Source organism: Mesorhizobium intechi (assembly GCF_002879535.1).
In the GTDB taxonomy this organism is placed as follows: domain Bacteria; phylum Pseudomonadota; class Alphaproteobacteria; order Rhizobiales; family Rhizobiaceae; genus Mesorhizobium; species Mesorhizobium intechi.
In genome coordinates, this window is the sequence record NZ_PNOT02000011.1 from 1 (window position 1) to 19,391 (window position 19,391).

Annotated in this window: 17 protein-coding genes and 1 tRNA gene; 17 read left to right on the forward strand and 1 reads right to left on the reverse strand. The window is 57.7% G+C overall.

All coding sequences use genetic code 11. From position 1 onward, the window contains the following. Positions 1-155 precede the first annotated feature (155 nt). The 4 genes from C1D09_RS00715 to C1D09_RS00730 all read left to right on the forward strand — a co-directional run bounded on the left by C1D09_RS00715 (position 156) and on the right by C1D09_RS00730 (position 3,310). Positions 156-1,259 carry a LacI family DNA-binding transcriptional regulator gene (locus C1D09_RS00715; RefSeq protein ID WP_208760325.1) on the forward strand — a complete coding sequence of 368 codons (1,104 nt, stop codon included), beginning with the start codon at positions 156-158 and terminating at the stop codon, positions 1,257-1,259. A 307-nt stretch (positions 1,260-1,566) separates the two neighbouring features. Beyond that, positions 1,567-1,911: an ArsR/SmtB family transcription factor gene (locus C1D09_RS00720; protein WP_143972523.1), complete on the forward strand. Its 345-nt coding sequence runs from the start codon at positions 1,567-1,569 to the stop codon at positions 1,909-1,911. Continuing rightward, entirely contained in the window at positions 1,908-2,402 is a 495-nt protein-coding gene (locus tag C1D09_RS00725) for an SRPBCC family protein (RefSeq protein WP_143972524.1), read from the forward strand. Before C1D09_RS00720 ends, C1D09_RS00725 begins: the two co-directional genes overlap by 4 nt. After that, on the forward strand, positions 2,399-3,310 hold the full coding sequence (locus tag C1D09_RS00730) for an alpha/beta fold hydrolase (RefSeq protein ID WP_143972525.1): 912 nt from the start codon (positions 2,399-2,401) through the stop codon (positions 3,308-3,310). Before C1D09_RS00725 ends, C1D09_RS00730 begins: the two co-directional genes overlap by 4 nt. Positions 3,311-3,551: 241 nt before the next feature. Here the strand turns inward: C1D09_RS00730 and C1D09_RS32990 are convergent. Further along, positions 3,552-3,629, reverse strand: a tRNA-Arg gene (locus C1D09_RS32990). Positions 3,630-3,760: 131 nt separating this feature from the next. Between C1D09_RS32990 and C1D09_RS00740 the strand changes: the two genes are divergently transcribed. The 13 genes from C1D09_RS00740 to C1D09_RS00800 form a co-directional block, all read left to right on the forward strand. Next, a complete protein-coding gene (locus tag C1D09_RS00740) occupies positions 3,761-5,065 on the forward strand; it encodes a tyrosine-type recombinase/integrase (protein ID WP_143972526.1) in 1,305 nt (434 codons plus the stop codon). A 107-nt stretch (positions 5,066-5,172) separates the two neighbouring features. After that, complete coding sequence (locus C1D09_RS00745; protein WP_143972527.1) at positions 5,173-6,504, forward strand: hypothetical protein; 1,332 nt, start codon at positions 5,173-5,175, stop codon at positions 6,502-6,504. A gap of 215 nt (positions 6,505-6,719) precedes the next feature. After that, a complete protein-coding gene (locus C1D09_RS34185) occupies positions 6,720-6,860 on the forward strand; it encodes a hypothetical protein (protein ID WP_342780195.1) in 141 nt (46 codons plus the stop codon). A gap of 8 nt (positions 6,861-6,868) precedes the next feature. Beyond that, positions 6,869-7,288 (forward strand): helix-turn-helix domain-containing protein, encoded by a 420-nt coding sequence (locus C1D09_RS00755; protein ID WP_143972529.1) that lies wholly within the window; start codon positions 6,869-6,871, stop codon positions 7,286-7,288. Positions 7,289-7,353: 65 nt separating this feature from the next. Next, a complete protein-coding gene (locus C1D09_RS00760; protein ID WP_143972530.1) occupies positions 7,354-8,463 on the forward strand; it encodes a tyrosine-type recombinase/integrase in 1,110 nt (369 codons plus the stop codon). A 317-nt stretch (positions 8,464-8,780) separates the two neighbouring features. After that, positions 8,781-9,506: a lysozyme gene (locus C1D09_RS00765; RefSeq protein ID WP_143972531.1), complete on the forward strand. Its 726-nt coding sequence runs from the start codon at positions 8,781-8,783 to the stop codon at positions 9,504-9,506. Positions 9,507-9,514: 8 nt separating this feature from the next. Beyond that, the gene (locus C1D09_RS00770; protein WP_143972532.1) at positions 9,515-11,422 is read left to right on the forward strand and encodes an ImmA/IrrE family metallo-endopeptidase; all 1,908 of its coding nucleotides are present in this window, start codon (positions 9,515-9,517) and stop codon (positions 11,420-11,422) included. Positions 11,423-11,816: 394 nt separating this feature from the next. Next, entirely contained in the window at positions 11,817-12,464 is a 648-nt protein-coding gene (locus tag C1D09_RS00775; RefSeq protein WP_143972533.1) for a response regulator, read from the forward strand. Between the two features lie 2 nt (positions 12,465-12,466). Continuing rightward, positions 12,467-13,078: a hypothetical protein gene (locus C1D09_RS00780; protein WP_143972534.1), complete on the forward strand. Its 612-nt coding sequence runs from the start codon at positions 12,467-12,469 to the stop codon at positions 13,076-13,078. Further along, entirely contained in the window at positions 13,078-13,920 is an 843-nt protein-coding gene (locus C1D09_RS00785; protein WP_143972535.1) for a hypothetical protein, read from the forward strand. The genes C1D09_RS00780 and C1D09_RS00785 overlap by 1 nt, the downstream gene beginning before the upstream one ends. 113 nt (positions 13,921-14,033) lie before the next feature. Beyond that, positions 14,034-16,391 carry an EcoAI/FtnUII family type I restriction enzme subunit R gene (gene hsdR / locus C1D09_RS00790; RefSeq protein WP_143972536.1) on the forward strand — a complete coding sequence of 786 codons (2,358 nt, stop codon included), beginning with the start codon at positions 14,034-14,036 and terminating at the stop codon, positions 16,389-16,391. Continuing rightward, the gene (locus C1D09_RS00795) at positions 16,388-17,854 is read left to right on the forward strand and encodes a type I restriction-modification system subunit M (protein WP_143972537.1); all 1,467 of its coding nucleotides are present in this window, start codon (positions 16,388-16,390) and stop codon (positions 17,852-17,854) included. Before hsdR ends, C1D09_RS00795 begins: the two co-directional genes overlap by 4 nt. Further along, a partial coding sequence (locus C1D09_RS00800) for a restriction endonuclease subunit S (RefSeq protein ID WP_143972538.1) occupies positions 17,851-19,391 on the forward strand: 1,541 nt, incomplete at its 3' end. The genes C1D09_RS00795 and C1D09_RS00800, both read left to right, overlap by 4 nt.

A 19,391-nucleotide genomic window follows, 5' to 3' on the forward strand; every position in this document is an offset into this window, starting at 1 on the left:
CTTTCCCTGTTCATAAGGAGCCTGATGATCGATGGACCGCGCAGCTGCTAATAGATATAAACGATGCGGCGATTTCCATAAATCGGCGCCGCCGCGCCATCTTGTCGAGCCGGCAGGCTGCCGCTAGACAGGCCGGGATCGGGGACAGGAATGCCATGAGCGAGACGACGGATCGGGCCATCGAGACGGCAAAGCGCCGCAAGGCGCCGGCCAAGCCCAAGGGGCGGGTCACCATGACCGACATCGCGCGGGCGGCCGGCTGTTCGCAGGCGACCGTTTCCTTCGTGCTCAACAACTCGCCAGGCATCAAGCTGTCGCAGCAGACCCGCGAGCGGGTGATCGAGGCCGCAAGGTCGCTGGGCTACAGCGCGCCCGCCTTCTCGGCGCTGCGCAAGCCGGTTGCCGCCTTCGACGGGCTGGACGGGGTGATCGGCTTTGCCGTCGACCAGCTGGCGACCAGCCCGGAGGCGGTGGTGGCGATCGAAGGCGCGCGCCAGGCCTCGTGGAATGCCGGCAACGTGCTGCTGGTGGCGCAGACCATGGGCGACGCCGTGATGGAGCCGCGCGCCATCCAAGCGCTGACCCGGCGGGGCATTTCGGCGCTGATCTACATGACCATCTTCACCCGCGAGATCACGGCGCCCGACTTCCTTTACAGCCTCGACATCCCGGTGATCCTGCTCAATTGCTACACGGCCGACTACGCCTTTCCCGCCGTGGTGCCTTCGGAGATCGCCGGCGGCCAGAATTCGACAAGGCACCTGATCAGCCACGGCCACCGCCGCATCGCCACGATCACCGGCGAGCCGTGGATGCAGGCCGCCCAGGACCGGCTCAAAGGGTATCGCCGCGCGCTCGCCACCGCCGACATCCCCTTCGATCCGGATCTGGTGGTCGAGGGCGACTGGTCGGCAAGCGCGGGCTATGCCGCGACGGTGAAGCTGCTCGCCCTGAAAGACCGCCCGACCGCCATCTTCTGCCAGAACGACCGCACCGCGATCGGCTGCTACGAGGCGCTGAAGGAAGCCGGCCTGCACATTCCGCGAGACATCTCCGTCGTCGGCTACGACGACGAGGAAATCGCCCGCCACCTCTTCCCGCCGCTGACCACCTCGATCCTGCCGCACATGGCGATGGGCCAATGGGCGATCGAACAGCTCGAGGCGCCGACGGCGCCCGGGCGCGGGCGCTATCCCATCACCAAGCTGGAATGCCCGCTGGTGGAACGGGAGAGCGTGCGGGCGGTGGCGGGAGGCTGAGGCAAGTCATTGCGCCGAGCGCCCGGCTCCCGGAGGCTTTGAACTGGGTTCGCGCCGAAAGGTGAGATCATGGCGGCAAAAGTTCTCGCGAGCCGCTTCAAGGATCGGGATGTAATCGGCGCCTTCGTTCCGGGCCATGGTCCTGCAGATGTCTGCTATGGCTAGCCGGCTCTTTAACAGCCTGTCCCTTCGTTGGCTGATGGGATTTACGTCAGCCGCAAGGCTGCACACCTGGACATCGAAAAGACAAGCGGAGCAGCTGTCACTTAGCCCTTGAGCTAAGCGTTGCGCTGTGATACTTAGCCTCATGGAACAGTATCAAGACCACCTTAGCGGTGTTTTCCAAGCCCTTGCCGATCCGACGCGACGCGCGGTCCTCGGACGGCTGAGCAGAGGACCAGCAGGCGTCAGCGATTTGGCGAAGCCGTTCGAGATGGCACTGCCGTCCTTCATGAAACACATTCGTTACCTCGAAGGCAGCGGATTGATCCGAACACACAAGCGAGGTCGCGTGAGAACTTGTGAAATCGTTGAAAAGCAATTTGCGGCCGCCGAGGCCTGGCTTTCCGAACAGCGCGCCCTCTGGGAAGGCCGCGCTGACCGTCTTGAGCAGTTCGTGATGCAAATCCAGGAAGAAGGAAAGTCCAAGTGATTCAGCCCCCGAACCCTCAGCTCGACCTAACGACGTCGCGCATCATCAAGGCTGCGCGTTCGCTCGTCTGGAGCGCCTGGGCTGATCCCGTGAGCTTCGCTCAATGGTGGATCCCCGCGCCGACGAAATGCAAGGTGGTTGAGATGGACATGCGTCCAGGCGGGGCGTTCGTCACCGAGATGAGCGACAGTGGCGGCCCGTTCGTACCTCACCTCGCGGCCTGCTTCCTCGATGTCGCGAAGGGTGAGCGAATTGTCTTCACCAATGCCTTAATCGAGGGCTGGAGGCCCGCGGAGCGGGGATTCATGACGGCCGTCATCACATTCAGAGACCATCCGGACGGCACAGAATACGTGGCCTGCGCAATGCACAAAAACCGCGCGGATCGGGACAAACATGAGGAGATGGGCTTTCACGACGGTTGGGGCACGGTCACCGCGCAACTCGCAGCTCTCGTCGAAGGGCGTGCGACGAAGGGAAAGTTGGCATGAACACGGGATCTAGCGGTTGGAATCGTCGGCAAGCCGTGGGTGCCGCCGCGCTGGTGACGACGGGCTTGGCTTTGGGCGGCAGGACGCAGGCACAGGCGGCCGATTCTCGTAGTGGCACTGCCAGGCTGGACGGTATCGACGTTTACTATGAAGTACACCGCGGGCCACTGGATGGCACAACCGTGCCGATCGTGCTGCTGCATGGCGGAGCGCTCACGATCGAAGCTGCTTTTGCGCCTGAAGTGATAGCTCGCTTCGCCAACCGCCGGCCGGTGATCGCGATTGAGCAGCAAGGGCACGGACACACGGCTGACAGGCCGGGAAAACCGATGACGATCGATCAGATGGTCAGGGATACGGCGGGCGTTCTGGCGCATCTCGACGTGCGGCAGTCGGATCTCGTCGGCCACAGCCTTGGCGGCATAATAGCCACCGGTGTCGCAATCCGTCATCCGGACATCGTCCGCAAAGTCGCCACGCTTGGCACGCCATACCAACTTGATGGCTTTCGCCTGGATCTTGCACGTATGCAACGGGGCTCGACCGAGGCACCGTCTGCGGAACTGGCCGAACTCCTGCCCACCGCAGCGGATTTCGCAGCGTGGCGTGCGAGCTTCGAACGCAGCGCGCCGGACCCGACAGCTTTCAAAACCATCCTTGGTCGGTTGAACACGATGCTTGCGGTGTGGCCGGGTTGGAGCGAGGACGAACTGCGCTCCATTCGCGCCCCAATGCTCATTGCAATCGGCGACAATGATTATGTGCGGATCGAGCACGCGGCGGAGTTCGCGCGCCTCGTTCCGAATGCCCGCCTGGCGGTGCTGCCAGGCACGACTCATCTTCACATTGTCAAACGCGACGCATGGATCGTGCCAATGATCGACGCTCTCACGGAGCCGAGCTTGTAAGCGGCATACCTGAAATGCTGCTGGCCCGGACAGCTTGCGGCGGTACGCGCGAGCCGCGCGGCGCAAGCTTCGGAACGACGATGGAACACGGGACCATCTGCGTGCGCTTGCGCAACGTGTCGCGGTGGTCGACCCGACCGAAATTCGCATCCTGGGATCGAAAACCGAACCACTGCGGACACTTGTCGCCGCTGCTGGCGTAGAATCGGCGGCTGCTGGCGTTCGCAGTTTTATACCGAAATGGCGCACCCGACAGGATTCGAACCTGTGACCTCTGCCTTCGGAGGGCAAGCGTCAGGGCTTCCTGAAGATAACTTGCGATTGACGCCAATTCCAAAACCCTTGCAAAAGCAACAGCAAAGGAAGATATACCTTCCTGAGCGTTTCTGCGGCTTCCCCCTGGTGTGCTACCCCGGTGTTACCCAGACAACGATGCGACGGGAGACAGGCATGGCCCAAGGTCGAATTACCAAGCGCACAGTCGATGCCATTCGAACAACTGGGAAGGACTTCGTCCACTGGGACGGCGAGCTCACCGGCTTCGGTGTCCGCGTTCGCTCCAGCGGTTCAAAGTCATTTGTTGCGGTCTACCGAATCGGTGGCAGGAACACGCCGCTGCGGCGCGTCACGATCGGCGCGGTCGGCAAGATCGAGGCCGACGCTGCGCGCGAGCAAGCAAAGCGGATAATCCGTCAGGCTGAACTGGGACAGGATTTTGCAGCTGACAAAGCCAAGGCGCGGGCCGAAAGGACTTTTGAGGAGGTCTGCAACCTTTACCTCATTGAGGGGTGCGATACCAAAAAGCCCAGCACCTTGCTCACCGACAAAGGGCGCATCGAGCGACATATCAAGCCTCTGCTCGGCAAGAAACGTATCAGTGAGATCACACGACCTGACATCGAGCGCTTCATGAGAGATGTAGCCGCGGGAAAGACGGCGGCTGACATCAAAACGAAGGCTCGCGGCCGAGCGATCGTCGAAGGCGGTAAGGGTACCGCAGCGCGGACCGTTGGTTTGCTCGGTGGCATCTTTTCGTTTGCCGTGTCGCGCCAGCTTCGCGCTGACAATCCGGTGCGCGGCGTCAAACGCTACCCAGATCAGAAGGGCGAGAAGTTTCTATCAGCGGCCGAATTAGCCAGGGTCGGGTCGGCGCTCGCCCAGGCAGAAGCGGCGGGAGCAAACCCAGCTGGCGTGGCAGTTATTAGGTTGCTCGCATTCACTGGGGCACGCAAAAGCGAAATCGTGACGCTGAAATGGTCAGAGGTCGACCTGGAGCGCGGGTATTTGCGGCTGGGTGATTCCAAGACCGGTGCGAAGGTGATTCCGATCGGCGCTCCGGCGAAAGAAGTTCTGGCGAACGTGTACGCTGTGGAAGGGAGCGATTATGTGTTTCCCGCGTCTTCGGGAAAAGGGCACTTCCAGGGTGTCGAGCGGGTCTGGCGCAAGGTGCGGTCCGCCGCAGGCTTTTCTTCGCTTCGCCTGCATGATCTGCGTCATAGCTTCGCCTCGGTAGGCTTAGCACGCGGCGATGCGCTCCCAATAATAGGCGCCATCCTCGGTCACGCTGACGTTAAGACGACGAGCCGCTACGCCCATCTTGCCGACGATCCGGTCAAGAAAGCTGCCGACGAAATTTCAAAATCTGTCGAAGCAGCGTTCAACATGTCTCGGAACGCCGACATTGTGTCGATCAAGGATGGCGCCGGCCGCAAAGTCGATCGACCTCACAAACGTAATGCCGGTAGCACTCCCTAATAAAGTACAGATGGGGTGGCGCGTGCCGGTCGGAGGGACCAGCTTATTTGTGGTTCCTTCCGTTGGAAGCTGGTTCCCATCAATGATCTTGGGTAGATCATGATCTTATGAACCTGACGCGTGATGCGCTTTATGTCCGGAGCGACATAATCGGGAAGGCCCAAAGGGGCAAATGGACCGCCAACAGAGCCGAAGCTGTGGCGAAGAAATTGGGTGTAGGGCCATTAGCCTCGGTCCCGCACACCTTCATGTTCGATCCAATGCGAGAGGAATTCTGGACGATGCCGATGGCCGTCGCTTGGATTGCATCGCGAACCGAGGACGCAGTTCGGGAGGCTTGGGACGCATATCGCGAGAACTGCTGGGATTGGCATTTCAAAGAATCCCGCATCGGGTTTGAAGGCCCCGTCGCGGGTGGCTTCTTCCTCGAGGCGCGGTCGAAGGCTTCGATGCACTTACTTGTGTTGAGCGAGTCTTACGATCACGTCACGGGGGAAGTGGATGGCGACGCCAAGTGGTGGATGTCTCCCGGGGCAGCGGAACAGGCCTTGCTGACCGCATTGAGCATTCCGTGTTTCGAGGCGACCGGTGTGACTGGATCGGAAGGGATCAGGGTGAGCATCCCACCCATCGAATGGATAGACTTGAAATGCTTCAGCGATGTCCGGGAGGACTATTACAGTGCAGTCGGCGCCCGCCGCGGTGCAACCGGCCGTTACGACAAGGTCCTTGTGCCCCGCAAGGGGATTATCTTGCTTTGGCCCGCGTCCAAGCCGCGGATACCACTGCCACAACTCATGAGGCCTGAGGGGCCGGGCTACATGCCCTTGTTCTGCGCAGCCCAATGGATTGCGACGAGTGGGGGAAAGGTAGACTTCGATCCCTGCGACACGCAGCCATGGCAGATTGCATTCCAGGAGCTGCTCGATCGCATATCTTCAAATGAAGTTCGTATAAGCGGTGTACGAGACAGCGCACGTCAGCTCATCGACGGAGTGATATTTGCAGCTTGCCAAGTAGACTACCCATTTTCAGACGCTGCCAATGAGTTGGGGTGGAGCGAGGTCTATTACCTTCAATCCTGCCCCTATCTGGACGAGGGGCACTGGCGGCGAGGGTTCGACGACTCATTCAGGAATCGCAGCGACGTTCGCTGGCGGCATCTGATGGTAGCCAAGGAAGACATTTCCCGCTTCTGGCCCGTTGAGTTGACGTCTCCGCTCAAAAGCGGCGCGGCTGGCCGGCCATCTTCAATGCACTTGATACAGGCGGAGTTTGGCGAACGAGCCGCTCGCGGCGAGGTGGAGTCAACCCTGAAGGCCCAGGCGCAACTTCTAGCCGAATGGCTTGTCAAAAATTATCGAGAGAATCCTCCCGCGGGTAGAAAGGCGATCGAGAACCGAATTCGGGCCGCATACAACAAGGCGAGGAGGGCCTAGAAATTATCGCTCGAAGATCATTTCAGGGCACCTATTTCTAGGTCGGTGGCGCGGCCATCTCTGGCAGTAACCGGGAATTCCCGGGATAGTGATGGAGATGGCAGATGAATGAAAGCAATGTCGCGTCGGCGATCCCAGGTCCGCGGTTTCTTCGGCGTGCCGAAGCCGCCTCATATGTAAACTCTAAGTTCGGCTTCCCCTGCTCGAAGCAGTGGTTGGCCAAGCTCGCGGTCACCGGTGGCGGGCCGCTTTATCGCAAGGCGGGTCGCACGCCGATCTATTCCCCCGCGGATCTCGATGCCTGGGCAGAGAGTCGGATCGGCGAAGCTCGCCGCTCGACCTCCGTCATCGGGTGAGCCGTCCAATGATGCAGCGCCGGCGCCGCTTCATCCGGGCGAAGCAAAACCGCTCCTACACGGTCGAGCAACTGGCGAGGCTGTTCGGCTGCCACAAGAACACGATCCGCAACTGGTTCCGAGCAGGCCTGCAGCCGATCGATGATCGTCGGCCGATGCTGTTTTCAGGCCACGACGTCAATGCCTTTCACGCCGAGCAGCGGGCGACGATGAAGCGTCCGTGTGCACCGGGCGAGCTCTACTGCCTGCCCTGCCGCAAAGCACAGTGGCCCGCCGGCGACATGGCCGAGTTTGTCGAAAGCGGCAATGGACGAGGTCGAATGCGAGCGATCTGTCCGGACTGCGGCCGCTTATTGTTTCAGGCTGTTAGCTCGGCACGGCTCGCTGAGTTTCGGGCGCTCTTGGATGTCACCGATGCGAAGGCATGAGAACACAAGGGAGAGTGGGACCACCTCCTTTGGAATTGTGATCTCAAGCAGTGTGGAGATGAAGCATGCGTCGCAACGTTATTAATGAGCGCATCAAGCACGAGTATCTGACCTTCCTGGAAGAAGGGAGGGGCCTCAGCGCACCGTCGATTGATGCGGGGGCGAAAGCCTTGGCTCGCTTCGAGACCTACACAGGCCATCGCGACTTCAAGAAGTTCCACCGCCAGCAGGCCGTCGGCTTCAAGAAACACCTTGCCGATCAGCTGAACTTGCGCACCGGCGAACGTCTGAGCAAGGCGACCGTGTATTCCACGCTGGGTACCCTCAAGACGTTCTTTCAGTGGTTGGCTGGGCAGCCCGGATACAAGTCTCAGCTGCAGTACTCCGACGCCGACTACTTCAGCCTCTCGCTCAAGGACACCGCCATAGCCAAGGCGAGGCGGGAACCTCGAGTACCGACGATGGAAGAGATACGCAAGGTGCTACGTGTGATGCCGAACGCCACCTCGATCGAAAGGCGGAACCGCGCGTTAGTAGCATTCGCTATCTTGACTGGAGCTCGAGACAACGCCATCGCTTCGATGCGCCTGAAGCACGTCGACCTCGTCGAGGGCGTCGTACATCATGACGCGCGAGACGTTCGCGTCAAATTCTCCAAGAGCTTCCCGACGTACTTCTTTGAGGTTGGCGATGATATCAAGCAGATTGTCGTCGACTGGATCGCGTATTCCACTGAGGTGCTCGGTCGTGGCCCCAACGATCCGCTCTTTCCATCCACGAGGACCGGCCTCGATGAAGCCGGCTCTCTCGCACCGGTCGGTCTGCATGAGGAATGCTGGGGCTCTGCAGGTCCGATACGCGCCATCTTCAAGGAAGCCTTCAGCCGCGCCGGACTGCCTTACTTCAATCCGCACTCGTTCCGCAAAACGCTTGTGCGCCTTGGGATGGAGCTCTGCCGAGGTAGCGCCGAAGCCTTCAAGGCTTGGTCGCAGAACTTGGGGCATGCCGAGGTGCTGACGACGTTCAGCAGCTACGGAGACATTCCGGCCCAGAGGCAACGCGATCTCATCCGCTCGGCGACCCTTTTGAGTGATGATGACAGGCAGGCACTCGAAGTTGGACGAGTGGTCTTGGCGGCCACGCGAGGAACCAGCATAAACGGTCAGCGAACATGACCTCTGCCCCCGAAGGCAGGAGTCGAGGCAAAGAACAACCAACGCGATGAGCCTAACTAATTGATTTACCGTGGTGATCGACGCAAAGTGTGCCTCTCACTCTGAATTTCTCAGATCAGGGTAGCACCGGGGTAACACGAACCCAAAAAAGCCTTCTACTTACTTGTGAGTGAAACGTTGGCGGTTCCATGCCGTACGACCGCTTTGCGAGTTTTGTTCTGGTCTGATGGCGGATAAATCGGCATGCACGATTTACTCGTGCCCTTGTACAAATTCAGAAGTGCCAATAACCTAATAATTTGCGAGGGAGGTATCTGATGGCATACGCAGCGCAAACTGCAGTTTTCGCGGCGCTTACGTTTTTCGCCACACCAATTCTCGCAGACGATTTTCCCAGCGTTCCCGACCATGTGACCTCGCCTTTTCAGCTAGAGCTCTTAGACAATCCGTCCCTAGGTTTCGGGGATGCTGGTAGTGCGCGGAAAATTCCACCCTTAGCTCTTGATCTTATCAAAGATTTTGAGAGGTGGATGCCCGACGCCTACAACGATTCGTCTAATTACTGCACAATTGGATACGGCCACCTAATAGACCGGCAGCCATGCGCCAAAGTTACAGAGAAGGTTGCTGCCTTTAAACCCCCGCTGTCTGTGGAGGAGGGGCTCAAAATGCTCGATGACGATACCTCGAAAGCCCGGATTGCTGTGTCGAAGCTTGTTCAGGCTCGCCTAACAGACGAGCAATTTGGTGCAGTAGTATCTTTCGTTTTCAACGTTGGCGCCAGCGATAAGGGTTTCAAGGGCTCGAAGATGCGGCGGCTTTTGAACGCCGAGGAGTACAACCGAGCCGCCTTAGAGTTTCCCAAATGGGTGAAGTCGAAGGGGAACGTGGTAGACGGCCTAATCAACCGTCGGTCTTGCGAGCTTGACCTTTACAAGGACAAGCTCACATCGCCCTTCAACAGAAGGGACTGCGCACCGCTTGGCGCATCGCCTCCTTCGGAGGAACTCATCAACATCGAAACGGGCACGCCGGACAAATAGGAACTGCCATGTGGCTAGGCGCCAACATTCGTATTTGTGCCGCCGTATTGGGCCTGCTTTTGTTGTGCCCCCCTGCAGCGGCTGACGCCGATTGCGTTAATGACTATCTCAACAACGGCGGCCAGCTGGGTTTTGCGCCAAATGACGTCGAAGAGGTCATTCAAGATGTAGCCTCGGCGTTTGGGTTGGCGGCGACCGGAATAACGGCATTGCCCTGTGACGGCATTCCCAATGTCGAAGCAATCTACTTTGATGGAGCGAAGGCTCCGCTCGGTGACTATATCCTATACGATCGGCAATGGGTGCGTCAGTCAATTGGTTTCAAATTCGCCGATCCGGCACACTTGGTCCAGCGCGACAAAGCATGGGTGCTGTTCGCTCACGAGCTCGGACACATCTTTCTGCGTCACTTCACGACAGGCATTAATCTTAGCCGCCTCGAAAAGGAAACTCAGGCTGACCATTTTGCAGGTTGCGCTGCTGGTGCAATGGGCGCCAGCTGGGTCAATGTGGAGGAATTCTTCGAGAACCAGCGTGGTGATGTCGACGGGTACTATCCTAGTCGCGAGCATTCAATTGCGACTGCCAAGGAAGCGTTCGACCGATGCAGTGGCAGAGCGGCTCAGAAAGCGCCAGTCACCCCGCAGTACCTGGCCGAGAGGTTGAGACAAGCACTGCTCAAGGACGATGCCGCCATTGACGTGGCTGCTTTAGAGACTCAGGCCCTTCTATTCTCCGCCAACGTTAGTCTCGATGACAGCATCCCTATTGTCGATTCACTCACCGAAGCAACCCGGCTGGATGTGCTTCGTAAGATGCCGGACGTCACCCGAAAAGACTTGTGGGGAGCCCTTTCTGGTGTGAAGGGAGAATATTGGACTGCTTCCGATGCCTGGATTGAGCGTGAGCGGTTGGTCAAGCAAAACATGGCCGCCTTTGAGCGTTTCAGCACTTTTGACAACATTACGCGCAGTGAGGAAATGAAGACTGCGTTTGCCTTGCTCGCTTCAAAGATCAACTACGGGGTGCCGCCGGGCAGACTTGTCTCCGTAGCGCCGTTTCGGATGCATATGGCCTATTGTGCTGCAACGAAGTGCGACATCGAGTTGATACTTCGCGGTTATGATGATCGAGGCAAGCTTCGCCTTGATTTGTTGCAGAAGTTCGATGCTGTTTGGACTAGTGTTTTCATCGATACAACTCTTAATTCGAACTATAAGCTCTATTTTGAATTCGGACAACAGTCCGATAGCGTTCGTCCTCTATCGTTGAAGCTCTACTGCCGCTTTCATGGCGAGATCATAGAGGGACAGCAAGTATCAGTATCCTGGTCGGCGGCTGACGAAGTCACTGGATCATACTCTACTTGGGTGACATGCAAAAATGACTCAATCGAGGCTTCGCTGGGACTTTCCGTCGCACAAGCAATGCAGCGACTCGATGAGCCGGCGGTATTGCCGGATCCCGGCCCACCTTCTTCGTACAAGTCAGGAGATTTGGTCGACGTTGGCGAGGCACCCTCGGATCCAAATGTGCCGCTGCCAAATGAGGACAGTGTGTTGTTTAAAGGAACGCGTGTTCGATATTCGGGAGAAACCCATGAGGAGGGGGATGTGAAGGGTGCGCTAGAGCAACTTGGCATCAACTACGAGCATATGAAGCCGGAGAATAGTCTTCCGACAAATCTGCTGTTGTGCACGGAAGACGTCCCGGTTGGGCAGATTCGAGCTCTTGCGCTTCAGCTTATTTTCAATGGCGTCAACCTGAAGGACATCGAGCCCCAGCCCGGCTCAAGGCGCGTCTCTCTTGTCGGACGTGAGAACGTCTGGGTTTATGGAAATCTGAATGAAGCTGAAATCGCGAAGATTGACCGCTGCCGGCACATCAAGAGCAGCGATCAAGCTCCCTACCGATGACGTTGGGGATGGGCACATCGGCCAGTTCCGCTGTCTCGTTTTCCATTTTGATCTGAGCTAGATTCTTGGTGGCGGGAGTGCGCCAGCGCCTTTCCCCGCAAACGATTTCAGGGACTTAGTAACTCACGTAATGGATGCATGCAAAGCTTCTTATCGCTGGGGTAGCACCGGGGTAACACCGATCCACCGAAATCGCTTACTATGGGCCAGAAGCCGAACTGAGCTTGGAAGGGCAGCTCGAAGCGCTCATCTAGTAACCAGGAGGCGAGCGCTGGTGCAAGCTAGTGAGCACATTTGGGGGACGCCCATTCTTCATGTGCGTCCAGAAAGCATTCACCGTGCGGCTTGACCGCACCCGTGCTACTCTGCGACAACTTCACAATCGGCTATTGCTATGCTTGAGATTCATCTCGGTCCCACGAAAGCGCCGGAGGGCTTCGACTGGGAACCAATCCTCGGCCTCGTCCCGCATCTGATTTGGGCCATCGTCATTTTGGTCATTCTTTTATGGATCGGGCGTGATGGACTTCGGGCGCTCACTGGACGAATCCATAAGGTCGGCGCGGGCGGATTCGAGATCGAGTTCCAAGACAGGCTCGAAAACGCCGCTGCGTCGCATCAGCTTCAAATTCCGCTTAACGCCCTCGGAAAGGCATCGCGAAGGCTGGCAAACCAGCAGGCCCTATTGGAAGGTGCGCGATTAATGTGGGTCGACGACCGGCCCGACAACAACCGCAACGAAATCAAACTGTTCGAGGACGCCGGTGCACGGGTTGACACTCGGATCACCAGTGCTGCCGCTGAGGCCGCCATCCTTCAGGTCACCTACGACTTAATCATTTCCAACGTGAACCGCGAAGGGAGTGCGAAGGAAGGCCTGCGCTTCGCCACCGAACTCGCGCAGTACCGCAATAGCCCTCCGCTGATCTTCTATGTAGGGCGGGCACGCAAGCCGGTTCCGATCTCGGCATTCGGCATCACCGACTTGCCAGACGAGTTGGTGCATCTGGTTCTGGACGCGCTCGGCCGTGCAAGGAGCTGACGATGTATATCCAATGGTTCGCGAAGGGAATTTCGGGCGATGCAGGGGCGCTAGACTGGGCCACGGCAAAGAACCTTATCACCGACGCCCGTGGCATCCAGTCCAATTGGTGGCGGAACATTCCCGGCGGTAAGATCACCCCGACCCAAGTAGACGCCGTGCTGACCGACGGCAACCTTGATCGGCACGTCCACGACTACGCGAATTTCGGCCCGCACACGCCCTTCATCTCTGTTGCCGCAGGCTGCGTCGAACGAGACACGCTGCTATCGCAGAACCATATCTATTCCGCGCTCACCACGGCGCTCGACTTCGCCACCGATGCTGGGCGGCACCCGGGAGCAATCTTCTACGGCTGGGTCCTGGTGGCGCTTAATCCTGCGGTGCCGCTCTCAGCCGTCGCTGAGGAAATCCGGGACCTCAACGTCTACCATCGCTGGTCACCATTCCAGCTTGAGGGCGAGATCACGGCCAAGATTCACATTCCGTCCAATCAGATCGAACATGTTGAATGGTGGGACGGCCACAGCGGCCAGACGACACTCATCGACAGTTTTCCCAATCCCGGCTTTGTTAAGCCGACTCCAATCACAAATATCCGGGAGCTCTTCTGATGGTCGAATACGCCGAACAGCTCGGTCTCGATAGCGCGCGGATGGAGCGGCGTATCTCATTCTTAATCGACCGCGCAAAATGGCACGACGGGCGCAAGACTCCACTCGACCGAGGCTGTGCGGCTACGGCGCGGCGCGACGCCGGCATTATCGCCCTGCTACTCAATCGCAAGGAACCTGCTCGCAAGATGCTTGCGAATGCCGGAGCGGAGTTCGTGTCGATTGGGCTTTATGTAGGCTACATGCTGCAAAGCCTTGTCAGCCCTAAGCGCGTGCGTAGCGGAGATTTCGCAAACGAGGATATGATCGCGCGCTTCGGACCGGCCGTTCTCGCAGAGGACAAGGACGGTAGCCGCGTGAGGGAAGAAAGCACGCTGCCTTTCGAACGAGAGTCCCGTCAGACACCGCAGCAGCTACTTAACCTCTACCAAGCGCTTCGCGGCCGGCGAAACGAGAGCACGCGTTTTGTTAGCGATTTGGCCTCCGGCCGGCTCTTGGTAAACAAGAGCGCGGCCATAGGCCTTTCGGGACTGCCGGTCGGCAGCTACCTGCAACTCTTCGATCGCCTTGGCTCGAACGTCGCCAGCTCGGGCGATCAGGACACCGTATTCGCGGCCGTGATCAGGCGTAGGGAACTGATCGACGCCGCCCGTGCAGACGAGTTCCACTGGCGCATGATACTGAAACCAGCGGAACTCGTCGATTTGGATCTCCTTGCGCTTGGGTTGAACGCCCTCGAGGCTGGTGAACTTTCGTCCTCGGTTCTGCTTGCAGCGATAGAACGGTTCGGGACCGAGGCAGGACTGCCCTTCCTACTGGCACGCGACCTGCACGGAACGTAGCCCCGACGGCTTTCCAACATCATAGTCTCGGCGGCTATGTGCTTGAATAGACGGATATACTATACCGGCGATAGGGCGCAGTCGGAAGCAGAGGTAGCTTGGGGGCGAGATCCTTGGACAAAAAAGAGAAGCTGCAGCTCAGCGAAATCGATATCTGCGATCTATTCATCACTCCGGCCCTTCAGGCCAGTCATTGGGACCCGATGACACAGATCCGGCGGGAGGTGACCCTGACGCCGGGTCCAGTGATCGTGCGTGGCAACGTGTCTTCGCGTAACAAGAGCAAGAAGAAATTCGCTGACTATGTACTTTCGTGGCAGCCCTCACTCCCTGTGGCGATCATCGAGGCCAAGAGTAATGGCTTTGCTATTAGCCACGGACTGCAGCAGGCGCTGGAGTATGCCGGCATTTTGAAACTGCCCTGCGCTTTCAGCTCTAACGGAGATGGGTTTGCCAGTCACGACAAGACGGCTCCCTCTGGGAGCGATATCGAGATCGAATTGGCGCTCGAACAGTTTCCAACCCCTGAGGAGCTCTGGCGTCGCTACCGGACATTTCACGACATAAAGCCCGGCGAGATCGCCCTGGTCGAACAGCCCTATCACAGAGAGGCCAACGGCAAGGATCCGCGCTACTATCAAGTCGATGCCATCAACCTCAGTGTTGAAGCGATCGCTAAGGGCCAGAAGCGTGTACTGCTAGTGATGGCCACAGGGACTGGCAAGACTTACACGACTTTCCAGATCATATGGCGGGTCTGGAAGGCAGGCACCGCTAAGCGGATTCTGTTTCTTGCCGATCGCAATATCCTAGTTGATCAGACGCTGGTCAACGATTTCGCGCCCTTCGGCGCATCAATGACCAAGGTGAAGAACCGGAAGATCGATCCTGCCTATGAAATCCATTTGGGGCTCTATCAGGCGCTGACTGGGCCTTTTGAATCCGACAAGATTTTCAAATCCGTTTCGCGAGACTTCTTCGATCTAATCGTCATCGACGAATGTCATCGCGGCAGCGCTGCGGAGGATTCAGCTTGGCGTGAAGTTCTCGACTATTTCAGCGGCGCCATTCACCTCGGCATGACAGCGACGCCGATGGAGACAGGTTATGTTTCCAACGTAAACTATTTCGGCGCGCCGGTTTATAAGTACTCACTGAAACAGGGCATCGAGGACGGATTCCTGGCGCCCTATAAAGTTATCCGCATTGATATCGACCGCGATCTCGAAGGCTGGACTCCGCCGCCCGGCATGCTCGACGATCTCGGCAATGCTGTCGAGGAACGCGAATATAATCAGAAGGACATGGACCGCATCCTGATACTGAACAAGCGGACAACGCTGGTGGCCGAACGCGTAATGCAACTCCTACGAGCCACCGACCCGATGGCAAAAACCATCATCTTTTGCGAAGACATTGATCATGCTGAGCGCATGCGCAAAGCGATCGTCAATGCCGCCGGCGATCTCGCCCGTGACAATTCCAAGTATGTGATGCGGATCACCGGGGACAGCGTCGAAGGCAAGGCCGAACTCGATCGCTTCATCGATCCGGAAGAGCCGTATCCTGTAATCGCCACAACTTCGCAGCTTCTCAGCACCGGCGTTGACACCAAGACCTGCAAGCTGATCGTGCTCGACCGGACTATCAATTCGATGACCATGTTCAAGCAGATTATCGGCCGGGGCAGCCGTATCGACGAGGACAACAACAAGTATTTCTACACCATTATGGATTTCAAGAAGGCGACCGAGCTGTTCCGCGATCCTGATTTCGATGGCGAACCGGTGGTGATTTATGAGCCAGGTCCCGACGATGATCCGGTGCCGCCGGACCCGGATCCCGAGCCCGGGGACGAAGGTGATGGGGGTGAAGGGCCGGAGAATCCGCCGGGTGTGACTAAGATCCGCATCAGCGGCGTCGATGCTCGCATCATCGCCGAGCGGGTTGAATACATCGGTCCCGACGGTAACCTGATCACCGAATCCTATCGTGAATTCGCTCGAAAGCAGATCACCTCCGAATATGCCTCGCTCGACGATTTCATCCGCAAATGGCAGGCAAGTGACCGCAAGAGGGCGATCATCGACGAGCTGGAGGAGTATGGCATCGTGCTATCCAACCTCGCCGAGGAGGTCGGTCGCGATTTCGGTGATTTCGACCTCTTGTGCCATATCGCCTATGGCCAACCGCCGCTCACCCGGCGCGAGCGGGCAGATCAGGTGAGGAAGCGCAATTATTTCGGCAAGTATGGCGACAAGGCCCGCGCAGTGCTGTCGGCCCTGCTCGACAAATACGCTGATGAGGGTATCGCCACGATCGAGGAAGCCAAGGTGCTGCGGTTGAGGCCGTTTACCGAAATCGGTACACCGCTGGAGATCATCAACGGCGCCTTTGGCGGCAAGCAGAATTATGAGCGCGCACTTCGCGAACTCGAAGACGAAATCTATCAGCAGGCAGCGGGTGAATGAGCAATATTTCCGGCGTTATCAAATCGATCCAGGACATCATGCGCAAAGATGTCGGCGTCGATGGCGACGCCCAGCGCATCGGCCAGTTGGTGTGGATGTTTTTTCTGAAGATCTATGACGATCGTGAAAGCGAACTTGAACTGGTTGAGGACGATTTTAAGTCGGCGATCCCCGATCATCTGCGCTGGCGTAATTGGGCTGCCAACAGCGAAGGCATCACCGGCGACGCTCTGACCGATTTCGTCAACCTGCAACTCTTCCCTAGGTTGAAGACTGATCCGGCCGCCCAGGGCGAGGCGGGAAGGCGCGCGCAGCTGCTGCGTGATGTCTTCGAAGATGCCTACAATTATATGAAGTCCGGCACGCTCATGCGCCAGGTGATCAATAAGATCAACGAGATCGATTTCAACAACAGTGAGGACCGCCATACCTTCGGCGCGATCTACGAGCAGGTATTGAAGGATCTGCAAAGCGCGGGCAATGCTGGCGAGTTCTACACTCCGCGCGCCGTCACCCGCTTCATAATCGACCGGCTTGATCCGGAACTGCAGGAGATCGTCTTCGATCCTGCCTGCGGCACAGGTGGATTTCTGTCCTGCGCCGTCGACCACAAGCGCACATCCGTGCATTCGCCGGCTGATGAAGAGACATTGAGAAACACAATTCGCGGCGTCGAGAAAAAGGCGCTGCCGCACATGTTATGCATTACCAACATGATCCTGCACGGCATCGACACACCTAGCGGCATTATCCATGGTAACACGCTGGCAAAACCCTATCGCGACTATGGCGATCGCGACCGCGTGCACGTGATCGCCACCAATCCGCCCTTTGGCGGAATGGAAGAAGACGGGATCGAAAACAATTTCCCGGCCCACCTGCGCACGCGTGAAACCGCCGATCTATTCATGGCTCTCATCATTCGGCTACTGCGCGCCCATGGCCGTGCTGCGGTGGTATTGCCTGATGGGTTCTTATTCGGCGAAGGCACGAAATCGACTTTGAAGAAAGAGCTGCTGGAGTTGTGCAATCTCCACACGATCGTCCGGCTGCCGAATGGTGTCTTTGCGCCCTATACCGGCATCAAGACCAATATCCTGTTTTTCACCAAAGGCGTGCCGACCCGGGATGTCTGGTTCTACGAGCATCCGTATCCCGACGGCGTGAGCAGCTACAACAAGACCAAGCCGATGCAATTCAATGAATTCCAGACTGAGCGCGATTGGTGGGGCAACGAGGCGGACGGCTTCAAGAGCCGCAAGTTTACGAAACAGGCCTGGAAAGTCGGAGCCGCCGAGATCGCCGACAGCAATTACAATCTCGACCGCAAGAACCCGCACCAAGCCGAGGCCATCGACCATAATCCGGAGCATCTTCTGGAGAATTACCGCAAAACCCAAGAGTCGATCCAGTCGATCCGCGATCAGCTGAAGGCGATCCTTTCCGAGGCTCTGACACGATGACTGGCGTGGAAAGCGTCGGCTTGCTTTTGAACGACCGTATCGATCTCTGGTCCTCGGCGATCGCGCGCAGATCCTCCGCCGGGCGCGGCCGCTCGAAGAAATTTAGCCTGTATGGCATCAAGAAACTGCGAACACTAATCCTGGATCTGGCGGTGCGTGGCAAGCTGGTGATGCAGGATCCAAATGATGTGTCGGCTACGGTGTTGCTGAGGCGATTTCGAGCCGATAACATTGATCGAATCGCGAAAAAGCGGATGCGTAACGGCAAGCAATTGCCGCCAGTCCATGCCGACGAAATCAGGTACAAAGCGCCGGACGGCTGGTTATGGATTAGACTTAATGAGTTAGGTGATTGGGGCTCCGGCGCCACGCCTAATCGCAAACGCTCAGAGTATTTCGGAGGAGAAATCCCTTGGTTTAAGTCTGGGGAATTAACCTCGGACTTTATTTCGATTTCTGAAGAGTCAGTGTCGGATTTGGCACTTGAGGAATGCTCGCTGCGCCTGAATCGGCCTGGTGATGTCTTAATCGCAATGTACGGTGCGACGATCGGCAAGACGTCGATCTTGGCGGTTGAAGGCACGACCAATCAGGCAGTTTGCGCATGCGCACCTTTCGAGGGGGCTTTCAACCGATATTTGCTTACGGCGCTGAAGGCGATGCGTCCTTTGTTCGTTGAACAAGGCGCCGGTGGGGCTCAGCCCAACATTTCAAGAGAGAAAATTATCGCAACTGCTTTTGCGCTACCCCCTGAAGCCGAGCAACACCGGATCGTCGCCAAAGTCGACGAGTTGATGGTGCTGTGCGATCGGCTGGAAGCCGGGACCTATGAGGCGATCGATGCGCATCAGCTTCTAGTCACGGAATTGCTGGCGACGCTGACGTCAAGCCAAGACGCTGGCCAACTGGCGGAAAATTGGGCGCGGATCGAAGCCCATTTCGATACCTTGTTCGCCACCGAAGACAGCGTCGATCAGCTGAAGCAGACCATTCTGCAATTAGCGGTTATGGGCAGGATGGTGCCGCAGGACCCGAAGGATGAGCCGGCATCCGAGTTGCTGAAGCGGGTCAAGGTCGATTGGTTACGACAGGTATCAGAGCGTGGTATGCGCGGAGCCAAGGTACCAACTTTCTTGGCAAGAGACGTAGAGAACTACAGCTACCCGGAAACTTGGAAAGTCGTGCCCCTTGGCCAACTCGCCGTCGTCACTGATCCCAATCCAAGTCATCGCTACCCCGACTACAATGGTGGTACGATTCCCCTCCTATCGACCCAGGAATTCTCAGGTGAAGACGGTTGGGATCATTCGACCGCGAAGCTCACCACAGAGGCTTTCTGGAAATTTCAGCAAGAGATTTGTGCATTTGAGGAAGGTGACATCATCTTTGCTCGTAAGGGGCGTTTGGGATTACCCAGGTTCCTGCCACCTTTTGATCGTTACACTTTCAGCCACACCCTTTTCGTGATTAAGCCTATGGGTGGGGTGGATCCCAACTATCTTCTTTGGTTCCTCCGCCGTCAGCAGACAGTGGATTG

Coding starts and splice junctions, on each gene's coding strand:
- C1D09_RS00715 (WP_208760325.1), top strand. CDS start 156: ATGAGCGAGACGACGGATCGGGCCATCGAGACGGCAAAGCGCCGCAAG.
- C1D09_RS00720 (WP_143972523.1), top strand. CDS start 1,567: ATGGAACAGTATCAAGACCACCTTAGCGGTGTTTTCCAAGCCCTTGCC.
- C1D09_RS00730 (WP_143972525.1), top strand. CDS start 2,399: ATGAACACGGGATCTAGCGGTTGGAATCGTCGGCAAGCCGTGGGTGCC.
- C1D09_RS00740 (WP_143972526.1), top strand. CDS start 3,761: ATGGCCCAAGGTCGAATTACCAAGCGCACAGTCGATGCCATTCGAACA.
- C1D09_RS00745 (WP_143972527.1), top strand. CDS start 5,173: ATGAACCTGACGCGTGATGCGCTTTATGTCCGGAGCGACATAATCGGG.
- C1D09_RS00755 (WP_143972529.1), top strand. CDS start 6,869: ATGATGCAGCGCCGGCGCCGCTTCATCCGGGCGAAGCAAAACCGCTCC.
- C1D09_RS00760 (WP_143972530.1), top strand. CDS start 7,354: ATGCGTCGCAACGTTATTAATGAGCGCATCAAGCACGAGTATCTGACC.
- C1D09_RS00765 (WP_143972531.1), top strand. CDS start 8,781: ATGGCATACGCAGCGCAAACTGCAGTTTTCGCGGCGCTTACGTTTTTC.
- C1D09_RS00770 (WP_143972532.1), top strand. CDS start 9,515: ATGTGGCTAGGCGCCAACATTCGTATTTGTGCCGCCGTATTGGGCCTG.
- C1D09_RS00775 (WP_143972533.1), top strand. CDS start 11,817: ATGCTTGAGATTCATCTCGGTCCCACGAAAGCGCCGGAGGGCTTCGAC.
- C1D09_RS00780 (WP_143972534.1), top strand. CDS start 12,467: ATGTATATCCAATGGTTCGCGAAGGGAATTTCGGGCGATGCAGGGGCG.
- C1D09_RS00785 (WP_143972535.1), top strand. CDS start 13,078: ATGGTCGAATACGCCGAACAGCTCGGTCTCGATAGCGCGCGGATGGAG.
- C1D09_RS00795 (WP_143972537.1), top strand. CDS start 16,388: ATGAGCAATATTTCCGGCGTTATCAAATCGATCCAGGACATCATGCGC.